The sequence below is a fragment of the Streptomyces sp. P9-2 genome (assembly GCF_051903975.1).
GTDB lineage: Bacteria > Actinomycetota > Actinomycetes > Streptomycetales > Streptomycetaceae > Streptomyces > Streptomyces cellulosae.
In genome coordinates this window covers 3,045,125-3,066,604 of record NZ_CP192633.1, presented here as the reverse complement: position 1 = coordinate 3,066,604, position 21,480 = coordinate 3,045,125, and the positions used below count along the sequence as shown (strand labels likewise).

Genomic DNA, 21,480 nt, shown 5'->3' with positions numbered 1-21,480 from the left:
TTGTCGGCAAGGCATTGACTTAGGTAAGCCTAACCATAGAAGATCGGCCCATGGACTCCTTCTCGACCCTGATCCGCACCGCCTCCCACGAGCAGCACGTGGAGGCGGAGACCTCGACCTTCATGACCGATCTGCTGGGCGGACGGCTGGGCGTGGACGCCTACGCGCGCTACACCGAGCAGCTGTGGTTCGTGTACGAGGCACTGGAGTCCGGCGCGCAGGCCCTGGCGTCGGACCGGGTGGCGGGCCCGTTCGTCCGCCCGGAGCTGTTCCGGCTCGCCGCCCTGGAGCGGGACCTGGAGCATCTGCGCGGCCCGGACTGGCGCGCGACCCTCACCGCCCTGCCCGCGACGCGGGCCTACGCGGACCGCGTGGCCACGGTGGCCCGGGAGTGGCCGGCGGGGTACATCGCGCACCACTACACCCGCTACCTGGGCGACCTCTCGGGCGGCCAGATCATCCGCGACAAGGCGGAGCGCACCTGGGGATTCGCGAGGAAGGGCGACGGGGTCCGCTTCTACGTCTTCGAGGGGATCTCCAACCCGGCCGCGTTCAAGCGGGAGTACCGCGCGCTGCTGGACGCGGTGGCGGTGGACGACCTGGAGAAGCAGCGGATCGTGGCGGAGTGCAAGCGGGCGTTCTCGCTGAACTCGGACGTGTTCCGCGCGCTGGGCGAGGAGTTCCCGCTGTCGGCGTGAGCTTGCCGTGCGTACGGGCGGCGCCCGACGCCGATGCCGGATCCGGCCTCCGGCACGGTGAGCTAGCCGTGCGTACGGGCGGCGCCCTGGACGGCGCCACCCGTTCGCCGTGCCGGTCAGCGCTCCAGGTAGACCCGGCCGCCGACCTCCGTCCAGCCTCCCGGCTGGGGCGCTGTGAGGATCTGTGAGCCGGTGCCCTGGGTGATGTTCAGGGCGCGGCCCAGCCGGTCGGTGAGCAGCAGCGCCGCGGCGCCGGTGGCCTCGTCCTCGTCGATGCCGTCGTCCCGGCCGGGAAAGGCGCGGGCCCGGATCCGCCCGGCGGGCTCGTCCAGCCAGGCCCAGGCGTAGATCCACTCGCCCTTCGGGGGCACGGGCAGCTCGTCCACCTCGGCGGCGGTGGCGTACCGGCGCAGGGTGCGCGGCGGCACCCACTCCGCGCGGGCCTCGATCCAGCAGAACTCCCCGTCCTGCCGGGCGCCCACGACGCCGGCGGGCGTGACGAGTTCGGGCACGTCGAGCAGCCAGGCGGCGCCGACGCAGGGGTGGCCCGCGAAGGGCAGGCGGGTGGTGGGGGTGTAGATGTCGATCACCCCGCGCTCGGGGTCGTCGACGAACACGGTCTCACTGAAGCCGAGTTTGGCGGCGAACTCCTGGCGCTCGTCCGGCCCGGGCAGCACCGAGCCGTCCCGGACGACGCCCAGCTCGTTGCCGTATCCGCCGCGTGGGCCGCAGAAGACACGCAGCACGTCGTAAGCAGTCACGGGGGCATTCAAGCACCGCGGACGGGGTCTCAGGACCGGTGGCCATGGATCTCGTTGCCGTAACGAACTGATCAACTTCGCTGATGCGACGCGCAAACGAATGAGCCGGAAGAGTCGGGGTGAAGGCCCATGTTCACGGCAAAGACCCCTTCGGACATGTCCAGGACTTGTACGAATTGAGAGAACTTCCAGGTCACGGGCACCGCTCCCGCCAGGCCGTCGTTCCACCCTCCTCACGGAAACCGGCTGTTACGGTGCCGCACGTTTGCGGGCTCAAACAGCCCGCCTTTGTGTGAACGCACCCGGTCAGCCATGAGGAGGTGGCGCGTGTGGAGGGACTGGAGACGGCCCGCTTCAGCGCACTCGTGGTCGTGGGTCTGCTGGTCCTGTTCTACGGAGGGACCTTCCTGATCTCGGCCCGTATCGGCAAGAAGGAAGAGAACGCCGACGGTTACATGACCGCCGGCAACAACATCGGCTTCGGCATCTCCGCCGCCAGCATGACGGCGACCTGGATCTGGGCGTCCTCGATGTACGCCTCCGCGACCTCGGGGTACACCTACGGCATCTCCGGCCCGATCCACTACGGGCTGTGGGGTGCGCTGATGATTTTCTTCATCTACCCCTTCGGCAAGCGGATCCGTGAGGTGGCCCCGAAGGCGCACACCCTCGCCGAGGTCATGTACGCCCGGCACGGCCGCTCCAGCCAGCTCATGCTCGCCGGTTCGAACATCGTGGGCAGCCTCATCAGCCTGATGTCGAACTTCATCGCCGGCGGTGTGCTGATCTCCATGCTGTCGCCGTTCACCTTCACCCAGGGCGTCTTCGCCGTCGCGGCGGGCGTGCTGCTCTACACCCTGTGGTCCGGCTTCCGCGCGTCCGTGCTCACCGACTTCGTGCAGGTCGTCGCGATGCTCGGCGCGGTCGCCGTCATCGTGCCGTTCATCTTCTTCGCGGCGGACTTCCCTGCCGCCTTCGAGACCGGCGCCGGCCGGCTGACCCCGGAGCAGGGCGACTTCTTCTCCAGCACCGCGTTCATGGAGCAGGGCGCCCCGTACATCGCGGCCGTGCTCGCCTACGCGATCGGCAACCAGACCGTCGCGCAGCGGCTGTTCGCGGTGAAGCAGGACCTGATCAAGCCGACCTTCGTCACCGCGACCGTCGGCTACGGCGCGATGGTCATCGGCGTCGGCATGCTGGGCGTGCTCGCCCTGTACCTCGGGTACGAGCCCACCGGCGGCGACGTCAACAACATCGTGCCGGGGCTGGCCGCCGAGTATCTGCCGCCCGTGCTGCTGGCGTTGTTCTTCATCATGATCGTCGGTGCGCTCTCCTCCACCGCCGACTCCGACCTCGCCGCCCTCTCCTCGATCATGATGGCCGACGTCTACGGCCAGAACGTGGCCGGCAAGGAGAAGGCGAACCCGCGCACGATGCTGCTGGTCGGCCGCATCACCATGGTGGTGGCGACCGCTGCGGCCGTGGCGTTCGCCAGTCTGCGGCTGAACATCCTCGATCTGCTGGTGTTCGTGGGCGCGTTGTGGGGCGCCCTGGTCTTCCCGGTGCTCTCCAGCTTCTACTGGGACAAGGTCAGCGGGAGGGCGTTCACCACCTCGGTGCTCGCCGCGCTCGCGGTGTTCCTGCCGGTGCGCTTCTCCTGGATCCCCGTGGACGGCGTCTTCGGCATCGTCGTGGACGTGCTGTCGGTGCTCGGCATCGGCGTCGTGCTCGGCCTGATGGTGTTCGGCTTCTTCGGCGCCCGCGCGGCGAAGGCGGTGGGCGTGGCGGCGGTCGTGGTGTCGGCGCCGTTCTCCCTGGGTTCGCTGCACGAGTACGCCACCCTGTGCGGCTCGCTGGTGGCCTACTCGGTGTCCACCGTCGTCTGCTGGGCGTTGAGCGTGCGCCGCAGTGAGGGCTTCGACTTCTCCCTCGTCGCCCGCCGCACCGGCGACTTCGACCAGGGTCCGCGGGCCGCGGAGAGCCCGGCCCCGGACACCCCGGAGGCCCCGGAGCCCGCCGGCACCACCACCCCGTGACCCCCGAGGAGGCACCGTGTCCACCGCAGCGCTCACCGCGTACGTCCTGATATGGCCCGTGCTCGTGGCCCTCGTGCTGTTCGTCATCGGCCGCGGCTTCTTCCGCGAGTGGGCGGAGGCCCGCCGCAAGGGCGAGGACCTGATCTGACGCACCGCACCGACGTGCCGTGGGGAGAAGGGACGTCCCTTCTCCCCACGGGCCGTCTCGGGGTCGCGCCCCCAGGAAGTCCCCTACGCGGCGAACGAGTTGATGAGGGGCGTGTCAGGGGCGGCCTCGTCAGCGCGTACGATCCGGCGGCCGGCCTTGATCACCAGGATGGTTCCCGTCCGCAGCACCCACCGCCGCGATCGGAGCCCTTCCATGACCGCACGTCCCACCGCCCGTGCCCGCGCCACGGCCGTGTCCGCCCTGCTGGCCTCGTCCCTGCTGCTCGTCCCCCTCGCCGGGACGGCCGCCGCCCAGCCCGCGCAGTCCTCCCCCGCCGTTCCCGCTTCGCGAGCTGACGGATTCGACGCGACCGCGCTGGAGCGGGCGCTCGCCGAGGTTCCCGACGGGGACGTCTCCGCGGCGCTGATCCGTGTCGGCGGCAGGGGCAGTTGGGCGGGCAGCGCGGGCGTCCGGGACCTGCGCACGGGGGCGGCCGCGCTGCCGCACGCCCGGTTCCGGGCCGGCTCCACGACCAAGGTGGTGACCGCGGCGGTCGTGCTCCAGCTCGTCGGGGAGAAGCGCGTCGCGCTCGACGCTCCCGTCAGCCGCTATCTGCCGGACCTGCTCCCACCGTCCTTCACCGAGCCCCCGACCGTGCGCCAGCTGCTCACCTACACCAGCGGACTGCGCCCCGGCGCGAACCTCGGCTCCACGACCGAGGAGATGTACCCGCACCGCTTCGAGACGCTCACCCCCGAGGAGGTGGTGGCCGCGTCCGTCGCCCAGGGTCCCGCCCACACCCCGGGCGAGCGGCAGGTGTACGGGAACATCCACTACACGGTGCTCGGCATGCTGATCGAGGCGGTGACCGGCGACAGTTACGAACACCAGACCGCCGTACGGGTCTTCCGCCCCCTCCGTATGCGGCACACCGGCTTCCCCGGCGGCCCCGACCCCCGCATCCACGGCCCGCACAACCGCGCCTACGCCGACATCGGCGGCCGTACCACCGACGTCACCGAGTGGAACATGTCCGACCGCTGGGCCGCGGGGGACATGATCTCCACCACCGCCGACCTGGAGCGCCTGGTGTTCGGCCTGTTCGGCGGGAAGCTCGTGCCCCGCCCGCTGCTGGACCAGATGCTCACCGTGCCGGACGTCGACGGCGCCACCTACGGGATGGCGCTCCAGCGGTTCGTGGTCGACGGCCGGGAGATCTGGGGCAAGACCGGCTCCCGGCCCGGCTACCACACGGTGCTGGGCGCCACCCGGGACCTGTCCCGCACGGTGGTCTACTCGGTGAACGCCGAGAGCGCCCGCGACGACGCCTTCCCGCTGGTGCAGCGGTTCGCCCTGCCGGCCTTCGCCGGCTGAGACGTACGCGGAGAGGGCGCCCCCCGGGGTGAGGGCGCCCTTCCGCCGCGTGGCGACGCGTCACATGGGGGGACGGCCTGCGTCCCCGTGGCTCACTCGGCCGCCGGGCGCCTCCGGCGCAGGGCGAGGACGACGCCCGCTCCGGCGGCCACGGCCACGCCGGCCGCAGCGCCGAGAGCGCCGACCGGGACGTCGGAGCCGGTGCTGGCGAGGCTGCCGCCCTGGTCGCCGCCGACGGTCGAGCCGACACCGCCGGTGGTGGAGCCGGAGGCGTCCGAGCCGCCGTCCGTGTCCGTGCCGCTGCCGCCCGTGCCGTTGTCGCCGCCGTCCGTGCCGCCCGTGCCGGCGGGCAGCTCCGCGCCCTCGGTGAGGGCCACGGCCAGGCTCACCGGGTCGAGTTCCGCGCCGGCGGCGTAGAACCCGCCGAAGGCCTCGGCGCCGGCCTCGGTGAGGGTGGCGGTCACGCCGTCGAGCGTGATGACGTCGTCCTTCGCGGTGAGCGCGGCCGACGGGGCGGTCAGGTCGGCGAGGACGACGTCCTGGGTGGTCTCGCCGAGGTCGTCGACGTCGGCGGACAGCGTGCCCTTGCCCTTGCTCAGGTTCACCCGCAGGTCGCTGAACGTGAGGTCGAGGCTGTGGGCGCCGTCGTGCTCGTGGCCCTTGAAGGTGACCGCCCCCTTGAAGGCGGCCGTGAGGGTGCCGGCCTCGGTGTCGTAGGTGCCGGTGGCGTCGGAGAAGGTGAACGCGCCGTTGCCGGAGGCCTGGGTGGCGCCGTCCGAGGCGGTGATCGTGCCCTTGGCGACCGGGCCCGTGACGTACGTACGGAAGGACTGCTTCACGCCCCAGTCGAGGGCGCCGTCGGCTATCTCACCCCGGGTGGCGGGCGCGGTGGACTGGGAGGCGGTGGCGGTCGGGGTGGGCGTCGGGGCCTGCGTGGTGGGCGAGGCGGTGGGGCCGGCCGTCGGGGTGGCCGAAGCGGTGGGCTCGGGCTCGGTGGTGGGGGTCGCTGGAGGGGTGGTGACGGGCTCGGTGGTCGAGGGCTCGGGCTCCGGTTCCGGGTCGGCCTTCTTCACGACGGTCAGCGGGTCGCCCGCCGCGCCGGCGTACTTGTCGCTGCCGAAGACCTCGCCCGCCTCCTCGGTGAGCGTGGTGGCCATGTCGGTCATCGCCCGGGTGACCGTGACGGTGGCGAGCGGGACGTCGTCCTCGGTGGTGCCGTTCCGCTCGACGTCGGCGGTGATCTCGCCCTTGCCGCTGTCGAACTTCACGTCGGACAGGGTGAGTTCGAAGCGGTGCGCCGCCGACTTGATGTTCAGCTCGCCCTGGAAGCCGAGCGACATCACGTGGGTGGTGGAGTCGTAGGTGCCCGTGCCTCCGGTGAAGGTGAACGCGCCGTTGTTCCCCGCCTGGCTCGCGCCCGCGGCGGGCGTGAAAACGCCCTGGGCGTAGGTGGCGACGTAGGTGCGGTACGACTCCTTGATGCCCCAGGTCAGTTCGTAGCCGGAGAGGGGGATCTCGGCGGCGGAGGCGGAGGGGGCGGCCGTGGCGCCGAGGGCGGCGGCCGTGGCGACCGCGGCGGCGAGGGCGAGGGGGCGGCGGCGTCTTGCGGACATGGCGGGGTGTCTCCTCGGGAGGGTGGAAGGGATCAGTGGTTCTGCGGGGTGTCCGCGGCGTCCTGGCCTGCGCGGCGCCTGCGGACGAGGAGTGCGGCCGCGCCGGCGAGCACCAGCAGGGATCCGGCCGCGAGGGAGAGGGGAAGTACGGGGGACGTGCCGTCGTCGTCCGGCCCGGTGGCCCGCGCGACCGGCTCGAGCGAGGCGTCGGAGGGGGACGGGGACGCCGTCGGGGTGGCGGTGGGTTCGCTGCCCAGGTCGGGCAGGGCGGGGAGTTCGGCGGTGTCGGTGAGGGCGACGGCCAGGGTGACCGGGTCCATCGCGGTGCCCGCCGGGTACATCCCGCCGAAGGCCTCGGCGCCTCGGACGGTGAGCTTCGCCGGCGCCTCGGTGACGGTGACGAGGCCGTTCCTCGCCTCGAGGTTCTTGGCGGTGAAGGTGACCAGCGGGACCTTGCGGCCGGTGTGGTCCGGTGACGTGACGTCGGCGTACAGGGTGCCCTTGCCGTCGTCGACGGTGACGCGGACGCCGGTGAGCCGCAGGTCGAGACCGTGGTCGCCGGTGAAGCGGACGGCTCCGCGGAAGGCGGCGGTGAGGTCGCCGTCGTCGAACGTGCCCTGGCCGCCGGGGAAGCGGAAGAGGGCGCCGCCGTCGAGGGCGCCGGAGGTCAGGGCCCAGCTGCCGCGGGCGATGTCGCCGGTGACGTACTCGCGGAAGGTGCGGCGCACGCCCCAGTCGACGGCGCCGTCGACGAGCGCGGTGCTCTTCACGGCCGCCTTCTCCGTCGTCTTCGGCTGCGGGCTCTTCGTGGCGGGGCTCTCGGTCGCCGTGCTCCTCGCCTGCTGGACGTCGGCGGAGAGGCTGACCGGGTCGAGGGCGGTGCCGGCCGTGTAGTAGCCGGCGAAGGAGGCGGCGCCCTGGGCGGTGAGGGTGGCGGGCAGGTTGTTCAGGACGACGGAGGCGCCGCCGCCGCGCATGTCGATGCCGCCGAGGGAGAGGGAGGCGAAGGGCACCTGACGGGACGTCGTGACCGCCCCGGTGTCCTTCGCCTTGCCGGTGACGTCCACGTAGAGGGTGCCGGAGCCGCCCGATACGGACACGGTGGGGTTGGCGAGGGTCAGGTCGAGCTGGTACGCGCCGCTGTCGGTGCGGTGCCCCGTGAAGTGCACCCCACCGGAGAAGGCGGCGCGGAAGGCGCCCGTGCCGCCGTCGTACGTCCCGGTCGCCGAGTGGAAGCGGAAGCCGCTGCCGCCGACCGTGGCCGCACCGCCGGTGAGGGCGTAACTCCCTTTCGCGACGGGGCCGGTGATGTAGCGCTGGAACGACGTCTTGATGCCCCAGTCGAGCCTGCCGCCCTGGACGGTACGGCCCTCGGCGTGCGCCGTCGTGGCCGGGACGAGCGCGCCCAGGACGGCCGCGCAGAGCACGGCGGCCAGGACGCGAAGACGCGTGGGCATGGGAAGTCCTCCGGAGGCGGGGGCCGGTAGCGAACGAAGGTAAGGCTAACCTAAGCTGCACCTCGGTCAACATCCACCCACAGCCGGAAGGAACGGACGGAACCGTGCGACGCTTGCGCACAGAACTGGCGGGAGCACTGCTGTCCGTGCTCGCCCTCTCCCTCACCATGACCGCGTGCGGAGGCTCCTCCGACGCGGCCTCACCCACCGCCACCGCCGCTTCCGCGGAGACGGCCGACCGCGTCGAACCCCTCGCCGGCACTCCGGAGCCGAAGCTCCCGGTGACCGTCCGTTCCGCCGACGGCCGGGAGGTGACGGTGGAGCGGGCGGAGCGGGTCGTCCCGCTCTCCGGCAGCCTCAGCGAGATCGTGTTCACGCTGGGTCTCGGGGAGCGGGTCGTCGCCCGGGACGTCACCGCCACCTTCGAGCAGGCGGCCGACCTGCCCGTCGTCACCCGGGGCCACGACGTCTCCGCCGAGAGCGTGCTGTCCCTGCGCCCCGACCTGGTGATCGCCGAGTCCGGCACCGGCCCCGACGAGGCCATGGACCAGATCCGCGCGGCCGGCGTGCCCGTCCTCGTCGTCGGGGCCGCCACCGGGCTCGACGACGTCGGCCCGCGCATCGCGGCCGTCGCCGAGGCGCTCGGCGTGCCGTCGGCGGGCGAGGAGCTGACCCGGCGTACGGAGGAACGCGTCGCCGCCGTCGCGGAGTCGGTGCCGGCGGGGAAGGAGAAGCCACGGGTCGCCTTCCTGTACCTGCGCGGCTCCGCCTCCGTGTACCTGATCGGCGGCAAGGGCTCCGGCGCCACCTCGCTGATCGAGGCGGCCGGGGCGGTGGACGCGGGCGCCGAGTCCGGCCTGGAGAAGGACTTCACCACCATCACCAGCGAGGCGCTGGCCGAGGCGGCGCCCGACGCGCTGCTCGTGATGTCGAAGGGGCTGGAGTCGGTCGGCGGCGTCGACGGGCTGGTGAAGATCCCCGGCATCGCGCAGACCCCGGCCGGGATGGACCGGCGGATCGTCTCCGTCGAGGACGGCGTGCTGCTCAACTACGGGCCGCGTACGGACCAGGTGCTCGCGTCCGTGGTGGAGCAGCTGTACGGCGAGGGCGGTGCGCGGTGAGCCTGCCGGCCAAGACGCCTTCCGGTACGTCCCCCCGGGAGGCCGCTCCGCCCGCCCGGCGGCGTGGTGTTCCGTGGCTGCTGACGGCCGGGCTGGTCGCCGCGCTCGTCGTGCTGGTGCCCGTGGCGGCCCACACCGGCGCCTATCCCGTGCCTGTCGGAGACGTGATCGCCTCCGTGCAGCACCGGTTGGGGCTCGGCGGCACGGAACTGGACCGGGTCGCCGAGTCGGTGCTGTGGAACGTGCGGTTCCCCCGGATCGTGCTCGCCCTGCTGGTCGGGGCGTCGCTGGGGTGCGCGGGCGCGCTGATGCAGGGCGTGTTCGGCAACCCGCTCGCCGAACCCGGCGTCATCGGCGTCTCCTCCGGCGCGGCGGTCGGCGCGGTGGGGGCCATCGCGCTGGGGCTGAACTTCGCGGGCAACTGGACGGTGTCGCTGCTCGCGTTCGTCGCGGGTCTCGTCACCGTGCTGCTCGTGTACGTGATGTCCCGTTCGGGCGGGCGGACCGAGGTGGTGACGCTGATCCTCACCGGTATCGCGGTGAACGCGTTCGCGGGCGCGCTGATCGGGCTGTTCCTGTTCTTCGCGGACACCGCCGCCGTCAACCAGATCACCTTCTGGCAGCTCGGATCGCTGTCGCAGGCCACCTGGCCGAAGGTGCTGGCGGTGCTGCCGTGCGCGGTGCTCGGACTGGGCGTCGCGCCGCTGTACGCCCGCCGGCTGGACCTGCTGGCGCTGGGCGAGCGGCCCGCCCGCCACCTGGGGGTGGACGTGGAGCGGCTGCGGATCGTGCTGGTGCTGGTGATCGCGCTGCTGACCGCGGCGGCGGTGAGTGTGTCCGGCATCATCGGGTTCGTCGGACTGGTCGTCCCGCATCTGCTGCGGATGGCCGCCGGGCCGGGGCACCGGTTCCTGCTGCCGGGCAGTGCGTTGCTGGGCGCGCTGGTGCTGCTGGCGGCGGATCTGGCGGCCCGTACGGTTGCCTCGCCGGCGGAGTTGCCGTTGGGGGTGCTGACGGCGCTCCTCGGGAGTCCGTTCTTCTTCTGGCTGTTGAGGAGGACGCGGCGGCGGCATGGGGGGTGGGCGTGAGGTTGTGTCCCGTCTGCGGCAGGGGCGGGGGCGGGGCGCGCAGTTCCCCGCCCCCCTGAGGGGGTCCGCCCCGCCGTTCGTCCGTCAGCCCCCGGCCCCTTCCCGTTGTCGAGTGCCGTTCGCGGGTCCGGTGGGGACCGGGCGCGCAGTTCCCCGCGCCCCTCAGGGTGTTTGTCTGGAAGGACCTTTCATGCGTCTGCTTCGTTCTCGTCCCGCTCCCCCGGCTCCCGTCTCCCCCGGCGACGTCCTTGCCGCAGCTGAAGGGCTTCGCGTCCGGCTCGGGGCGCGGGACGTGCTTCACGGTGTGGACGTGGCCGTTCGGGCGGGTGAACTGCTCGCGCTCGTCGGGCCCAACGGGGCCGGGAAGTCCACCCTGCTGGGCGCCCTCGCCGCCGACGTCGCACCCTCGGACGGTGCCGTACGGATTCACGGGCGCCCCGCCTCGGACTGGTCCGCACCCGAACTCGCCCTGAGACGTGCGGTGTTGCCGCAGTCGTCCACGCTGAGCTTTCCCTTCTCGGTGGAGGAGGTCGTACGGATGGGGCGGGCGCCCTGGGCCGCGCTCGACCCGGAGGACGACGAGGCGGCCGTCGCCGAGGCGATGGCCGCGACCGAGGTGACCGCGTTCGCGGCGCGCCCTTTCTCCGCGCTGAGCGGCGGCGAACGCGCCCGGGTGGCGCTCGCCCGGGTCCTCGCCCAGCGCGCGCCGCTGTTGTTGCTGGACGAGCCGACGGCCGCGCTCGACCTGCGCCATCAGGAGCTGGTGCTGCGGCTGTGCCGGGAGCGGGCGCGGGCCGGGGACGCGGTGGTGGTGGTCCTCCACGACCTCGGCCTCGCCGCGGCCTACGCCCACCGGGTGGCGGTCCTGCGAGCGGGCCGGGTCGCGGCGGCCGGTCCCCCGGAGGAGATCTTCACGGAGTCCCTCCTGTCGGAGGTCTACGACCAGCCGGTCCAGGTGGTGCCGCATCCGCGGACGGGGGCGGCGCTGGTGCTCCCCGTGAGGGAGCGGTGAGGGCGGGTGCCCGCCGGGCCGGCGTCAGATCACGGTGTGGCTGCTGTGACCGGTCCCCGCGTCCGGGCGTGTGGCGGTCCCGGTAGGGTTCGCCTCCGGGAAGGGGAAGGTGAAGCAACCGGATGAGCAGGGATCTCGGTCTTCGTAGGCTCCACGGACTCCGCGGGACCCGCGGGACCCGCCGTACCGTGCTGGTCGCGGCCTCCGCGACCGCGCTGGCGTTGACGGCGAGCGGCTGTGTGGTCGTGCACGGCGAGCGTGAGGTGCTGCCGGCGGCCACCCGCGCCGAAGCCGCCGAGGCGCTCAAGGAGTTCACGGCCGCGTACAACGCCGCCGACAAGGCGTACGACTCCTCCCTGGACGCCGACCGCACCACCGGCGCGCTCGCCGACATCGACGGGGCGCGGCTCAAGGCGGGCAAGGTCAACCATCCGGACGGCAACCCGAACCACGCGCCGCTGGAGCTGACCGACGCGAAGTTCACCATCCCCGCCAAGGCGGGCTGGCCGCGCTGGTTCCTCGCCGACACCGCCGCCAACAAGGGCGGTGACGTCCGCTGGCTGCTGGTGTTCACCCGCGACGCGCTGGACGACCCGTGGGAGGTGGCGTTCCTGACGCTGGTGTCCCCGGACGACGTGCCGGAGTTCAAGAAGGACAAGGACGGCCGGGCCGAGGCCGTGCCCGCGAACTCCACCGAAGTCGCCGTCGCGCCGGGCGAGTTGAGCCAGAAGTACGCCACGTATCTCAAGGACGGCGGGGAGGGTTTCGCGGAGGGCCCGCACACCAGCGGGTGGCGGGACAATCGGAAGCAGAAGTCGGTGCGGCCGGGTCTGGCGACGCAGTACATCGACGAGCCGCTGGTGAACGGCGACTACGCGCCGCTGGCGCTGCGCACGGCGGACGGCGGGGCGCTGGTGTTCTTCACGACGCGGCACTTCGAGAAGCAGACGGCGGCGGCCGGGGCGACGGTGCCGACGCCGAACGAGGACGTGCTGGCGCTGACCAGCGGGGAGATACGTCAGTCGCTGACGATGCAGTTCGTGTCGAACGAGGTGGCGCTGGACCCGGCGGAAGGGCCGGTGGAGGTGCTGGGGCGGATCCAGGGGCTGACGTCCGCGAAGGGCGAGTAGGAGCGGGCCGCGCCGGTCAGTGGCGGAGGGGCCAGGCGGCGCCGGTGGGGTCGGGGCGGCCGTCCGCGTACCGGGCGCAGGCGTCCGTGAGGTACTCCAGCAGACTCAGCGGGTCGGGCAGCGCGTGCTCGGGGCCGCGTACCCAGCGGACCGACGGGTCGTCGTCGCCGGGGAGGCGGGCCGGGGGGACCAGGACGTAGGAGCCCCGGCAGTGCCAGCGCAGTCCGGGATGCTCGTCCATGGTCTCGGGATGGCAGTCCAGCTCGCAGGGCCACCACTCGTCCTCGTCCTCGGGGGTGCCCCGGGTGAGGGTGAAGAACAGCATGCGGCCGTCGTCGCTCTCGGCGACCGGGCCGACCTCGACCCCGTCGGTCCGCAGGCGCTCCAGGGCCTCGCGGCCCGCGTCGAGGGGGACGTCGAGGACGTCGTGCATCATGCCGGTCGCGGTGATGAAGTTGGCCTGCGGCTGGTGGCGGGCCCAGCGCTCGATCTGGGCGCGGTCGGTGGTCGACTGGGTCTGCCAGGCGAAGGAGACGGGGTGCCGGGCGGGGGTGGGACAGCCCACGCGGTCGCAGGAACAGCGGTAGCCGGCGGGGTGCGCGGCGGGCGCGAGGGGCAGTCCCGCTTCGGCGGCGGCGAGCAGCAGGGCCTCACGGCCGTCGTCACCGGCGGCCTGCTTCGGGCGGCGTCCTCGCAGCCACTGGGAGAGTTTGCCCTGCCGGCCGCTCCGGCCGCCGAAGTCCGCGCTCATCTATCCCCTCGCCTCGCCGTCGTGCGCTCCAGCATGCCCTATGGTCCCACGATCGTGCGCATCGGGGGCCCGGAGCGCGTAATCACCGCAGGTGGGACGAGGGTGACGGCACCGGGCGGAAGCTGACCGGTGGGGCGAAGAGGACATCCGCCGGGCGGCCGCGGACCGGGTGTCGGTGCACGGTTCGCCCTGGCGGGCCCGCCTACCGTGGCGCCATGGTCACGTGGATCGCGTCGTCGGCGCCGGCCGCCCTGGTGTCCGTGGTGTCCCTGGCCACGCTGACGCTCACCGGGCACGGCGGCTCGCACCCGCTGGAGTGGGGCGACGGCCCGCTGACGGTGGACTCGCTGCCCCGGGTGACGTACGTGGCGCACCGCGGCGGGGCACGCGAGGTGCCGGAGAACAGCATGTCGGGGCTGATGGCGGCGTACCGGCGGGGTACGGCGCAGGTGCTGGACCTCGACACCCGGGTGCTGCGGGACGGCACGCCGGTGGTCTTCCACGACGCGACCCTGAACCGTACGACCTTCCTGGGCGGGCTGGTGCGGAAGCTGGACGCGGAGGAGTGGAAGGGCGTGCGGCTGCGTCCGCGCGACCGGCTGCCCGGGAGCTGGCGGTCGGAGCCGCCGCCGACGGTCGAGGAGGTGCTGGACCGGCTGGGCGGGCGGATCCTGCTGATGCTGGAGCTGAAGGACCCGGCCGGGCTCGGGCGGGTGGCGGGGATGATCCGGGAGCGGGGGCTGACCCGGTCGGTGTTCGTCAACACCAACGACCCCCGGGTGGCGGAGCGGGTGCACCGGCTGGGGCTGCTGACCCAGGTGTGGCGCTCGGCCGAGCAGATGCGCACCGACCGGCCCGAGCGGTGGCGTTCCTTCGTCGACCTGCTGGACGTCGACATCCGCGCGCGGGACGGGGATGTGAAGCGGGCGGTGCGGTCGGGGATCCCGCGGGTGTGGGCGCACACCGTCGTCACCCCGGCCCAGCGCGACCGTGCCCTGGCGCTCGGCTGCGACGGCGTCCTCACGGACGCGCCGGGGCGGCTGGCGCGGTACAGGGCGCGGGTGCCGGGGCCGGTCAGCTCGGTGACGGGACGGTGAGGTGCGGGTTCAGCGGGGGGCGAGGCCGGTCAGCTCGGTGACGGACGGTGAGGTGCGGGTTCAGCGGGGGGCGAGGCCGTACAGGGCGTAGTCGACGAGGGTGTCGGTGTACTCGTAGGTGATGGGGCCGGTGTACTGCAGCCAGCGCTGGGCGAGCGGGGAGACGAAGAGCTCCAGGGCGATGCGCGGGTCGATGTCGGGGCGGACCTCCCCGGTCTCCTGCGCGGCGCGCAGCCGCTCGACGTAGAGCTCGAGCTGCGGTCCGAGGAGTTCGGCGACGAAGCGGCGGCCGAGCTCCTCGTTGACGACGCCCTCGGCGGCCAGGGCGCGGGAGGGCGCCTCGAAGGCGGGGTCGCTCAGCTCGTCGACGGTGGCGCGCAGGACGCCCTTGAGGTCGGCGGCGAGGTCGCCGGTGTCGGGGATGGTGTACGGCATCTGTCCGGCGGCCTCGGCGGCCTGGTCGCCGAGATCGAGGAACGCCTCGAGCAGCACGTCGGCCTTCGACGACCACCAGCGGTAGATCGTCTGCTTGCCGACGCCGGCGCGGGAGGCGATCCCCTCGATGGTGGTCTTCGGGTACCCCACCTCGGCGACGAGGGCGAGGGCGGCGTCGTAGATGGCGCGACGGGACCGCTCGCTGCGGCGCGAGGTGTCGGGGGCGGACGACGACTGGTTCCGGGCCATGGCCCGAATTTATCAGGTTGACAAGACGATGCGTCTCGCCGGACGCGGGGCTGATGCTCAGGCGGTCAGTCCTGCGCGGACGGCGGCGGCCAGGGGTCGCCCCAGCCGGTGTCGCGGGCGGCGCGGTAGAGGGCGCCGTGGCGCTTGGTGACCGTGGTGCGGTTCAGGGCCGGGTCCTTCTCGCAGAGGTCGAGGAGGACCTGGCCCTTGCGGATCTGGGGCTTGCGGACGACGCGGGCGGGGGCCGGGGTGACCGGCAGCCGGGTCGCGGCGACGTAGCTGAACTTCTCGTCCTCGTAGGGGAGGGTGCCGCCCTTGATCTGGCGGTGCAGCGAGGAGCGGCTGACGCGCGCGGAGAAGTGGCACCAGTCGGTGCCGGGCACGATGGGGCAGGCCGCGCTGTGCGGGCAGGGCGCGGCCACGTGGAAACCGGCGGCGATCAGCCGGTCGCGGGCCTCGATCATGCGGGCGTAGCCGTCGGGGGTGCCGGGCTCCACGATCACCACGGCCTGGGCGGCGCCGGCGGCGGCGTCGACGAGGGCGGCGCGGTCGGGGGCGGTGAGTTCGTTGAGGACGTAGGAGACGGTGACGAGGTCGGCCGGCTCCAGGGTGAGCGCGGACCCGATCCGGGCGCGCTCCCAGCGGGCGCCGCGCAGGGCGGGGTGGCCGGCGGCCAGTTCACGGCCGAGGTCGAGCGCGGGCGCGGCCCAGTCCAACACGGTCACCGGCCGCTCCCCGTCCCAGGTCGCGCTCACCGCCCACGCCGCCGCGCCGGTCCCGCCGCCCACGTCGACATGGCTCCCGGGCGCCCACCCGGGCAAGGCGTCGGCGAAGGCCCGCAGCGCGGAGTGCACCGCCTCGAAGGTGGCGGGCATCCGGTACGCGGCGTACGCGGCCACGTCGGCGCGGTCGCGCAGGATGGGGGTGTCGGTGGGGGTGGCGCCCCGGTAGTGCGCGATCAGCCGCTCGACAGCCGCGGCGGCCTGCCGCGAGGGCACCCCGTCCAGCAGCCCGGTGAGGGCGGCACGCAGGGAGTCGGCGGCGGGGAGGGGGGCGGGGGCGTTCACCCGGAGATTCTATTGCCCCCTCCGGGGGCCTCTGTTTCCCCCGGGGCGAGCCCCCTCACCGCCCTCGTACCGCCCGCGCCACCCGCGTCCCCGCCTCCGCGCGGGGTGTGCTGTCCGGTGGGGTCGGGCGGCGGGGGTGGACCGTGTTGGCGAGGAGGACGGTGAAGGTGTCCGTGGCTCTGTCGAGGACCAGGGACGTGCCGGTGAAGCCGGTGTGGCCCGCCGCGCCGTGGCCCGCGAGGGCGCCCATGAAGTACGGCTGGTCGACGGCGAAGCCCAGGCCCGGGGGGCGGAGCATCAGGTCGACGTGGTCCGGGCCCAGGACGCGGGCCGGGCCGTAGGAGCCGCCCGCCAGCAGGGTGCGGCAGAAGACCGCCAGGTCGCCCGCCGTGGAGAAGAGGCCGGCGTGGCCGGCGATCCCGCCCAGCGCCCAGGCGTTCTCGTCGTGAACCTCGCCCCGCAGCATCCCCCGGTCCGCCTTCGCCCACGGCCGCCGCTGGTCCTCGGTCGCCGCCGCCGTCGGGCACGGCCCGAACCCGGTCGCGTCCATGCCGAGCGGCCGGGTGATGCCGTCGCGCACCAGCACGTCGAGGCGGCGGCCGGTGAGCCGTTCCAGGACGTGCTGGAGCAGCAGCATGTTGAGGTCGGAGTAGCGGTACGTGCCGGGCGCGGCGACCGGGCGTTCCGCACGCAGCAGTGCCAGGCGTTCCGCGTCGTCGGCGCAGTCGTACAGGGGCAGTTCGGGGCGCAGCCCGGAAGTGTGGGTGAGCAGGTGGCGCACCGTGATGCCGTGCCGTACGGCCGCCGTGAAGTCCGGCAGGTACGTGCCGACGCGCGAGTCCAGGCCCAGCGTGCCCCGCTCGATCTGCTGCACGGCGGCCACGGCCGTGAACAGCTTGGTGAGGGAGGCCAGGTCGAACGGGGTGTCCACGGTCATCGGCACCCGCTGCTCCGGCGGCAGCTCCACGGGCGCGTCGGCGTGCTCGTCCCAGCCGGCGTACCGCACCGCCCAGCCCGCCGCCTCCTCGACGGCGATCACCGGACCGCGTCCGACGACCACCACCGCGCCCGCCGCCCAGGGCCGTGGCCCCTCGGTGCGGGCGCGGACCTCCTCGGCCAGGCGCCGCAGTTCGCCGGCGTCCAGCCCGGCGCGTTCCGGCGTGCCCCGGCGCAGTCGCGGGGTGCTCAGACGCCCCCGCCCTTCGTGTTCGTCCCGCTCTTCCACGGGCGGCACATTCCCAGGAAGCAGGCCGTCGCCACCAGGGCGGAGGCCAGCTGGACGACGGCCATCGGGACGGCGGTGTCCTCGCCGGCGATGCCGACCAGCGGGGAGGCGATCGCGCCGATGAGGAAGGACGTCGTGCCGAGCAGGGCGGACGCGGAGCCGGCCGCGTGCCGGGCCCGCATCAGCGGAAGCGTCTGGGTGTTGGGCATGACGACGCCCATGGACGACATGAGTACGAACAGCGCCACGGCGACCGGCACCAGGCCCGTCTCACCGAACACACCCACCGACATCAGCAGCAGCGCCGTCGCGGCGGCGACCACGACGGCGAGTCCGGCGCCGAGCGCCTTGTCCAGCCGGACCCGGCCGACCAGGATCTTCCCGTTGACCTGACCCATGATCATCAGGCCGATCGAGTTGAGCCCGAACAGCAGGCTGAAGGTCTGCGGGGAGGCGCCGTAGATCTCCTGCATGACGAACGGGGAGGCCGCGACGTACGAGAAGAGGGAGGCGAAGGCGAAGCCGCCGGCGAGCATGTAGCCGGTGAAGACCCGGTCGGCGAGCAGCCGGCGCATCGGCGCCAGGGCCTCGCGGACGTTCCCGCCGTGCCGGTCGGCGGGCGCCAGCGTCTCGGGCAGCTTCGTCCACACGAGCGCCGTCAGCAGCACGCCGAGGATCGTGAGGACGACGAAGACGCCCCGCCAGTCGGTGAACCGCAGGACCTGACCGCCGATCAGCGGCGCCAGGATCGGCGCCATGCCGGAGATCAGCATGAGGGTGGAGAAGAAGCGGGCCAGGGCGACGCCGTCGTACAGGTCACGGGCGATCGCTCGCGCGATGACGATGCCGGCGGCGCCCGCGAGCCCCTGCGCCAGCCGGCAGGCGACGAGGAGTTCGACGGTCGGCGCGAAGGCGCACAGCGCGGTGGCCACGACGTAGATGACGAGACCGACGAGCAGCGGACGGCGCCGGCCCCAGCGGTCGCTCATCGGGCCGACCACGAGCTGCCCGAGCGCCATGCCTGCCAGACACGCGGTGAGGGTGAGCTGGACGGTCGCGGCGGGCGCGCTCAGCGACCGGGTGACCTCCGGCAGGGCCGGGAGGTACATGTCCATCGCGAGCGGCGTCACGGCGGTCAGGCCGCCGAGGATGAAGGTGACCAGCGCGCCGGCCCGCGGCGCCCCGCCGCCGGTGCGCCGTCCCGGCGGAGCCGCCGCCGCGCCCGGAGGGGCCACCGCCCCGGCCCCGGCCCCCGCCCCCGCGCCCGGCATCCCGTTATGAGTCGATTTCGATATGGACGCCCCACCCTCGGGCATGTGCCCCTCCCTTTTCATGCCATCGGCTCCCTATGCTCTCAGCTCGTACGGAGTGCTCGGCGTCGACGGCGATGTCATGGGAGCGCTTCCATCGGCCTTCGTCGACGATACGGCGAACGACACGATCAGGGTGGGACGGATGACAGAGCAGAAGGTGCGCTGGGGGATCCTGGCGACCGGCGGCATGGCCGCGACGTTCACGGCGGACCTGGTGGACATGCCCGACGCCGAGGTCGTCGCGGTGGCGTCCCGCTCGGTGGAGTCGGCCAAGACCTTCGCCGACCGGTTCGGCATACCGCGCGCCTACGGCGACTGGGAGACGCTCGCGGCGGACGACGGCCTCGACGTCGTGTACGTCGCGACCCCGCACTCGGCGCACCGCGCGGCCGCCGGGATGATGCTGGAGGCCGGGCAGCACGTGCTGTGCGAGAAGCCGTTCACGCTGAACGTGCGCGAGGCGGCCGAACTGGTCACGCTGGCGCGGGACGGCGGGCGCTTCCTGATGGAGGCCATGTGGATGTACTGCCACCCCATGGTGCGCCGCCTCAAGGCGCTGGTCGCCGACGGCGCGATCGGCGAAGTACGCCATGTGCAGGCGGACTTCGGGCTTTCGGGTCCGTTCCCGGCCACGCACCGGCTGCGCGACCCCGCGCTCGGCGGCGGCGCGCTGCTGGACCTCGGGGTGTACCCGGTGTCGTTCGCGCACCTGCTGCTCGGGGAGCCGTCGGACGTCGTGGCGCGCTCGATGCTCTCCGAGGAGGGCGTCGACCTGCAGACAGGGGCGCTGCTCTCCTGGGAGAACGGCGCCCTCGCCTCGGTGCACTGCTCCATCGTGGGCGGTACGGCCACCTCCGCGTCGGTCACCGGGTCGGAGGGCCGGATCGACATCCCGGACGGCTTCTTCTTCCCGGAGCGGTTCGTGCTGCGCCGGGACGGGCGGGACGCCGAGGAGTTCACCGCCGACCCGGCCCACGGTCCGCGGGCGAGCCTCAAGCACGAGGCGGCGGAGGTGATGCGGGCGTTGCGGGCCGGGGAGACGGAGTCGCCGGTGGTCCCGCTGGACGGCACCCTCGCCGTGATGCGGACGCTCGACACGATCCGGGACCGCGTCGGCGTCCGCTACCCGGGCGAGGAGGCCGACGGCCTGGCGGTCACGCCGGCTTGAGCCCCGGGTCACCCGCCTCCGTGACGAAGGAGGCGGCGGTGGTGAGCGGCGCGCCCTGCGTGGTGACGTGGGAGACCGTCTTGAAGTCGGCGCGCGCCTGCTGCTGGCCGAGGGTGACGGTCGTGTAGCCGCGCAGGCCGTTGTAGAACCTCAGATGCGGGTTGGCGGCGGTCAGGTTGCCGTGATTGGCGGGCTTCTCCGACCCGTTGCCGCCGCTGGTGACGGACGTGGTGACGATCTCGGTGCCCACGGTTTTCGAGCCGGGGTCGGCGAAGTCACGCTTGATGTCGAAGCCGTAGTGGACGTGCACGTCGCCGGTGAGGACCATCAGGTTCTCGACGCCGGCGGCCTGCGCGCCGGCCAGGACGCGTTCGCGGGAGGCCGGGTAGCCGTCCCAGGAGTCCATGGAGACCTTGGCGGGCGGGGTGGGGGTGTCGAGCCGCTGGGAGAAGGTGACCTGCTGCGGCACGACGTTCCACACCGCGTCGGAGCGGCGCCAGCCGTCGAGCAGCCAGCGCTCCTGGGCGGCGCCGGTGAGGGTGCGCGAGGGGTCCTCGGAGTCCGGTCCCGGATACTGCCAGCCGTCGCCGTAGGCCTGGTCGGAGCGGTACTGGCGGGTGTCGAGCACGTCGAACTGGGCGAGCCGGCCCCAGTGCAGCCGGCGGTACAGCCTCAGGTCGGGGCCCTCGGGGAGCTGGGGCCGGCGCAGCGGCATGTTCTCCCAGTAGGCGCGGTAGGCGGCGGCCCGGCGCAGCAGGAACTCCTCCGGCGGGACGCTGTTCTCGGGGGTGTCGTCGGCGTAGTTGTTCTCGGTCTCGTGGTCGTCCCAGGTGACGACGAAGGGGTGCGCGGCGTGCGCGGCCCTGAGGTCGGGGTCGGACTTGTAGAGGGCGTACCGCAGCCGGTAGTCCTCCAGCGTGACGGTCTCGTGGCCGAAGAGGCCGGAGGGCAGGGTGCCGGCCGGGTAGGCGCGGGCGCCGGCGGCGTCGTTGACGGCGTACTCGTAGAGGTAGTCGCCGAGGTGGAAGACGACGTCGAGGTCCTCGTCCGCGAGGTGCCGGTAGGCGGTGTAGTAGCCCTGATCGTAGCGCTGGCAGGAGACGACGCCGAAGGTCAGGGCGTCGGCGCGGCTGTGGGCGGCGGGGGCGGTGCGGGTGCGGCCGACCGGGCTGACGTGGCGGCCGGCGCGGAAGCGGTAGTGGTAGACGCGGCCGGGGGCGAGCCCGCCCGCCTCGACGTGCACGGTGTGGTGGAACTCCGGGTGGGCGGTGGTCTTCCCGCGTCTGACGACGCTGCGGAAGCGGGCGTCCAGGGCGAGTTCCCACTCGACGGTGACGCGGCGGGCGGGCAGCCCGCCGTCGGCCTGGTACGGGGAGGGGGCGAGGCGGGTCCACAGCAGCACCGAGTCGGGGTGCGGGTCGCCGGATGCGACGCCGAGGGTGAAGGGGTCGGCGGGGAGCCGGCCCGCGTCCAGCTCGGCGGCGGCCGCGGTGCCCGCGCCGGGCACACCGACGGCGAAGGCGAGCGCGGCGGCGGCGCCGGTGGCGGTCAGGAAACGGCGGCGGCCGATGTGTCGGGCGGCGGCGCGGAGTTCGGGGTGGTGGGACGGGCGGCCGTGGGGTGTCCTGAGGTCCTGCGTCATGGGTCCTCCCCTGCGGGACGGGTGGGTACGGGAGGAATTGCAGTGGCCGGGGACGACGTCACGTTGACGCGTACACAGCATCCGGATGACGGTCG

Annotated in this window: 19 protein-coding genes and 1 pseudogene; 11 read left to right on the top strand and 9 right to left on the bottom strand. The window is 73.3% G+C overall.

The window, feature by feature from the left end; genetic code table 11:
• Positions 1-50 precede the first annotated feature (50 nt).
• Positions 51-698, top strand: coding sequence for a heme oxygenase (biliverdin-producing) (locus ACQY0Z_RS14075; RefSeq protein ID WP_189896574.1), 648 nt, complete (start codon positions 51-53; stop codon positions 696-698).
• A 116-nt stretch (positions 699-814) separates the two neighbouring features.
• On the opposite strand, the gene ACQY0Z_RS14070 is transcribed toward ACQY0Z_RS14075, so the two are convergent.
• The gene (locus ACQY0Z_RS14070; RefSeq protein ID WP_189896572.1) at positions 815-1,459 is read right to left on the bottom strand and encodes a PhzF family phenazine biosynthesis protein; all 645 of its coding nucleotides are present in this window, start codon (positions 1,457-1,459) and stop codon (positions 815-817) included.
• 329 nt (positions 1,460-1,788) lie between these two features.
• Between ACQY0Z_RS14070 and ACQY0Z_RS14065 the strand changes: the two genes are divergently transcribed.
• The 3 genes from ACQY0Z_RS14065 to ACQY0Z_RS14055 all read left to right on the top strand — a co-directional run bounded on the left by ACQY0Z_RS14065 (position 1,789) and on the right by ACQY0Z_RS14055 (position 5,017).
• The gene (locus ACQY0Z_RS14065; RefSeq protein WP_439812360.1) at positions 1,789-3,495 is read left to right on the top strand and encodes a sodium:solute symporter family protein; all 1,707 of its coding nucleotides are present in this window, start codon (positions 1,789-1,791) and stop codon (positions 3,493-3,495) included.
• Positions 3,496-3,511: 16 nt separating this feature from the next.
• A complete protein-coding gene (locus ACQY0Z_RS14060) occupies positions 3,512-3,643 on the top strand; it encodes a putative transporter small subunit (protein ID WP_347226300.1) in 132 nt (43 codons plus the stop codon).
• Positions 3,644-3,856: 213 nt separating this feature from the next.
• The gene (locus tag ACQY0Z_RS14055; RefSeq protein ID WP_439812359.1) at positions 3,857-5,017 is read left to right on the top strand and encodes a serine hydrolase domain-containing protein; all 1,161 of its coding nucleotides are present in this window, start codon (positions 3,857-3,859) and stop codon (positions 5,015-5,017) included.
• Positions 5,018-5,109: 92 nt separating this feature from the next.
• On the opposite strand, the gene ACQY0Z_RS14050 is transcribed toward ACQY0Z_RS14055, so the two are convergent.
• On the bottom strand, positions 5,110-6,630 hold the full coding sequence (locus ACQY0Z_RS14050; protein WP_439812358.1) for an HtaA domain-containing protein: 1,521 nt from the start codon (positions 6,628-6,630) through the stop codon (positions 5,110-5,112).
• Between the two features lie 32 nt (positions 6,631-6,662).
• A complete protein-coding gene (locus ACQY0Z_RS14045; RefSeq protein WP_439812357.1) occupies positions 6,663-8,087 on the bottom strand; it encodes an HtaA domain-containing protein in 1,425 nt (474 codons plus the stop codon).
• A gap of 104 nt (positions 8,088-8,191) precedes the next feature.
• Here ACQY0Z_RS14045 and ACQY0Z_RS14040 point away from each other — a divergent pair, with 104 nt between their 5' ends.
• From ACQY0Z_RS14040 to ACQY0Z_RS14020, 5 genes and pseudogenes are all read left to right on the top strand, one after another.
• Positions 8,192-9,208 (top strand): heme/hemin ABC transporter substrate-binding protein, encoded by a 1,017-nt coding sequence (locus tag ACQY0Z_RS14040; RefSeq protein WP_381725386.1) that lies wholly within the window; start codon positions 8,192-8,194, stop codon positions 9,206-9,208.
• Between the two features lie 2 nt (positions 9,209-9,210).
• Positions 9,211-10,296 (top strand): FecCD family ABC transporter permease, encoded by a 1,086-nt coding sequence (locus ACQY0Z_RS14035; RefSeq protein WP_381725408.1) that lies wholly within the window; start codon positions 9,211-9,213, stop codon positions 10,294-10,296.
• A 190-nt stretch (positions 10,297-10,486) separates the two neighbouring features.
• On the top strand, positions 10,487-11,308 hold the full coding sequence (locus tag ACQY0Z_RS14030) for a heme ABC transporter ATP-binding protein (RefSeq protein WP_347226305.1): 822 nt from the start codon (positions 10,487-10,489) through the stop codon (positions 11,306-11,308).
• Between the two features lie 25 nt (positions 11,309-11,333).
• Positions 11,334-11,456: pseudogene (locus tag ACQY0Z_RS14025) on the top strand (iron transporter); the annotation flags it as partial.
• Positions 11,431-12,438 carry a hypothetical protein gene (locus ACQY0Z_RS14020; RefSeq protein WP_347226306.1) on the top strand — a complete coding sequence of 336 codons (1,008 nt, stop codon included), beginning with the start codon at positions 11,431-11,433 and terminating at the stop codon, positions 12,436-12,438. The pseudogene ACQY0Z_RS14025 and the gene ACQY0Z_RS14020, both read left to right, overlap by 26 nt.
• Positions 12,439-12,454: 16 nt before the next feature.
• Here ACQY0Z_RS14020 and ACQY0Z_RS14015 read toward each other — a convergent pair whose 3' ends face one another.
• Complete coding sequence (locus ACQY0Z_RS14015; protein ID WP_347226307.1) at positions 12,455-13,189, bottom strand: bifunctional DNA primase/polymerase; 735 nt, start codon at positions 13,187-13,189, stop codon at positions 12,455-12,457.
• Between the two features lie 215 nt (positions 13,190-13,404).
• On the opposite strand from ACQY0Z_RS14015, the gene ACQY0Z_RS14010 reads away from it, so the two are divergent.
• Positions 13,405-14,286: a glycerophosphodiester phosphodiesterase gene (locus tag ACQY0Z_RS14010; RefSeq protein WP_439812356.1), complete on the top strand. Its 882-nt coding sequence runs from the start codon at positions 13,405-13,407 to the stop codon at positions 14,284-14,286.
• A 60-nt stretch (positions 14,287-14,346) separates the two neighbouring features.
• Here the strand turns inward: ACQY0Z_RS14010 and ACQY0Z_RS14005 are convergent, their stop codons facing one another.
• From ACQY0Z_RS14005 to ACQY0Z_RS13990, 4 genes are all read right to left on the bottom strand, one after another.
• Positions 14,347-14,970 carry a TetR/AcrR family transcriptional regulator gene (locus ACQY0Z_RS14005; protein ID WP_189896563.1) on the bottom strand — a complete coding sequence of 208 codons (624 nt, stop codon included), beginning with the start codon at positions 14,968-14,970 and terminating at the stop codon, positions 14,347-14,349.
• Between the two features lie 65 nt (positions 14,971-15,035).
• The gene (locus tag ACQY0Z_RS14000; RefSeq protein WP_347226309.1) at positions 15,036-16,037 is read right to left on the bottom strand and encodes a small ribosomal subunit Rsm22 family protein; all 1,002 of its coding nucleotides are present in this window, start codon (positions 16,035-16,037) and stop codon (positions 15,036-15,038) included.
• A 55-nt stretch (positions 16,038-16,092) separates the two neighbouring features.
• On the bottom strand, positions 16,093-17,262 hold the full coding sequence (locus ACQY0Z_RS13995) for a serine hydrolase domain-containing protein (protein ID WP_439812355.1): 1,170 nt from the start codon (positions 17,260-17,262) through the stop codon (positions 16,093-16,095).
• Entirely contained in the window at positions 17,223-18,578 is a 1,356-nt protein-coding gene (locus ACQY0Z_RS13990) for a multidrug effflux MFS transporter (protein WP_439812354.1), read from the bottom strand. Before ACQY0Z_RS13990 ends, ACQY0Z_RS13995 begins: the two co-directional genes overlap by 40 nt.
• 139 nt (positions 18,579-18,717) lie before the next feature.
• On the opposite strand from ACQY0Z_RS13990, the gene ACQY0Z_RS13985 reads away from it, so the two are divergent.
• On the top strand, positions 18,718-19,743 hold the full coding sequence (locus ACQY0Z_RS13985; RefSeq protein ID WP_189896560.1) for a Gfo/Idh/MocA family protein: 1,026 nt from the start codon (positions 18,718-18,720) through the stop codon (positions 19,741-19,743).
• On the opposite strand, the gene ACQY0Z_RS13980 is transcribed toward ACQY0Z_RS13985, so the two are convergent.
• Positions 19,730-21,385 (bottom strand): alkaline phosphatase D family protein, encoded by a 1,656-nt coding sequence (locus tag ACQY0Z_RS13980; protein WP_189896559.1) that lies wholly within the window; start codon positions 21,383-21,385, stop codon positions 19,730-19,732. The two genes, ACQY0Z_RS13985 and ACQY0Z_RS13980, sit on opposite strands and share 14 nt — an antisense overlap.
• Positions 21,386-21,480 lie beyond the last annotated feature (95 nt).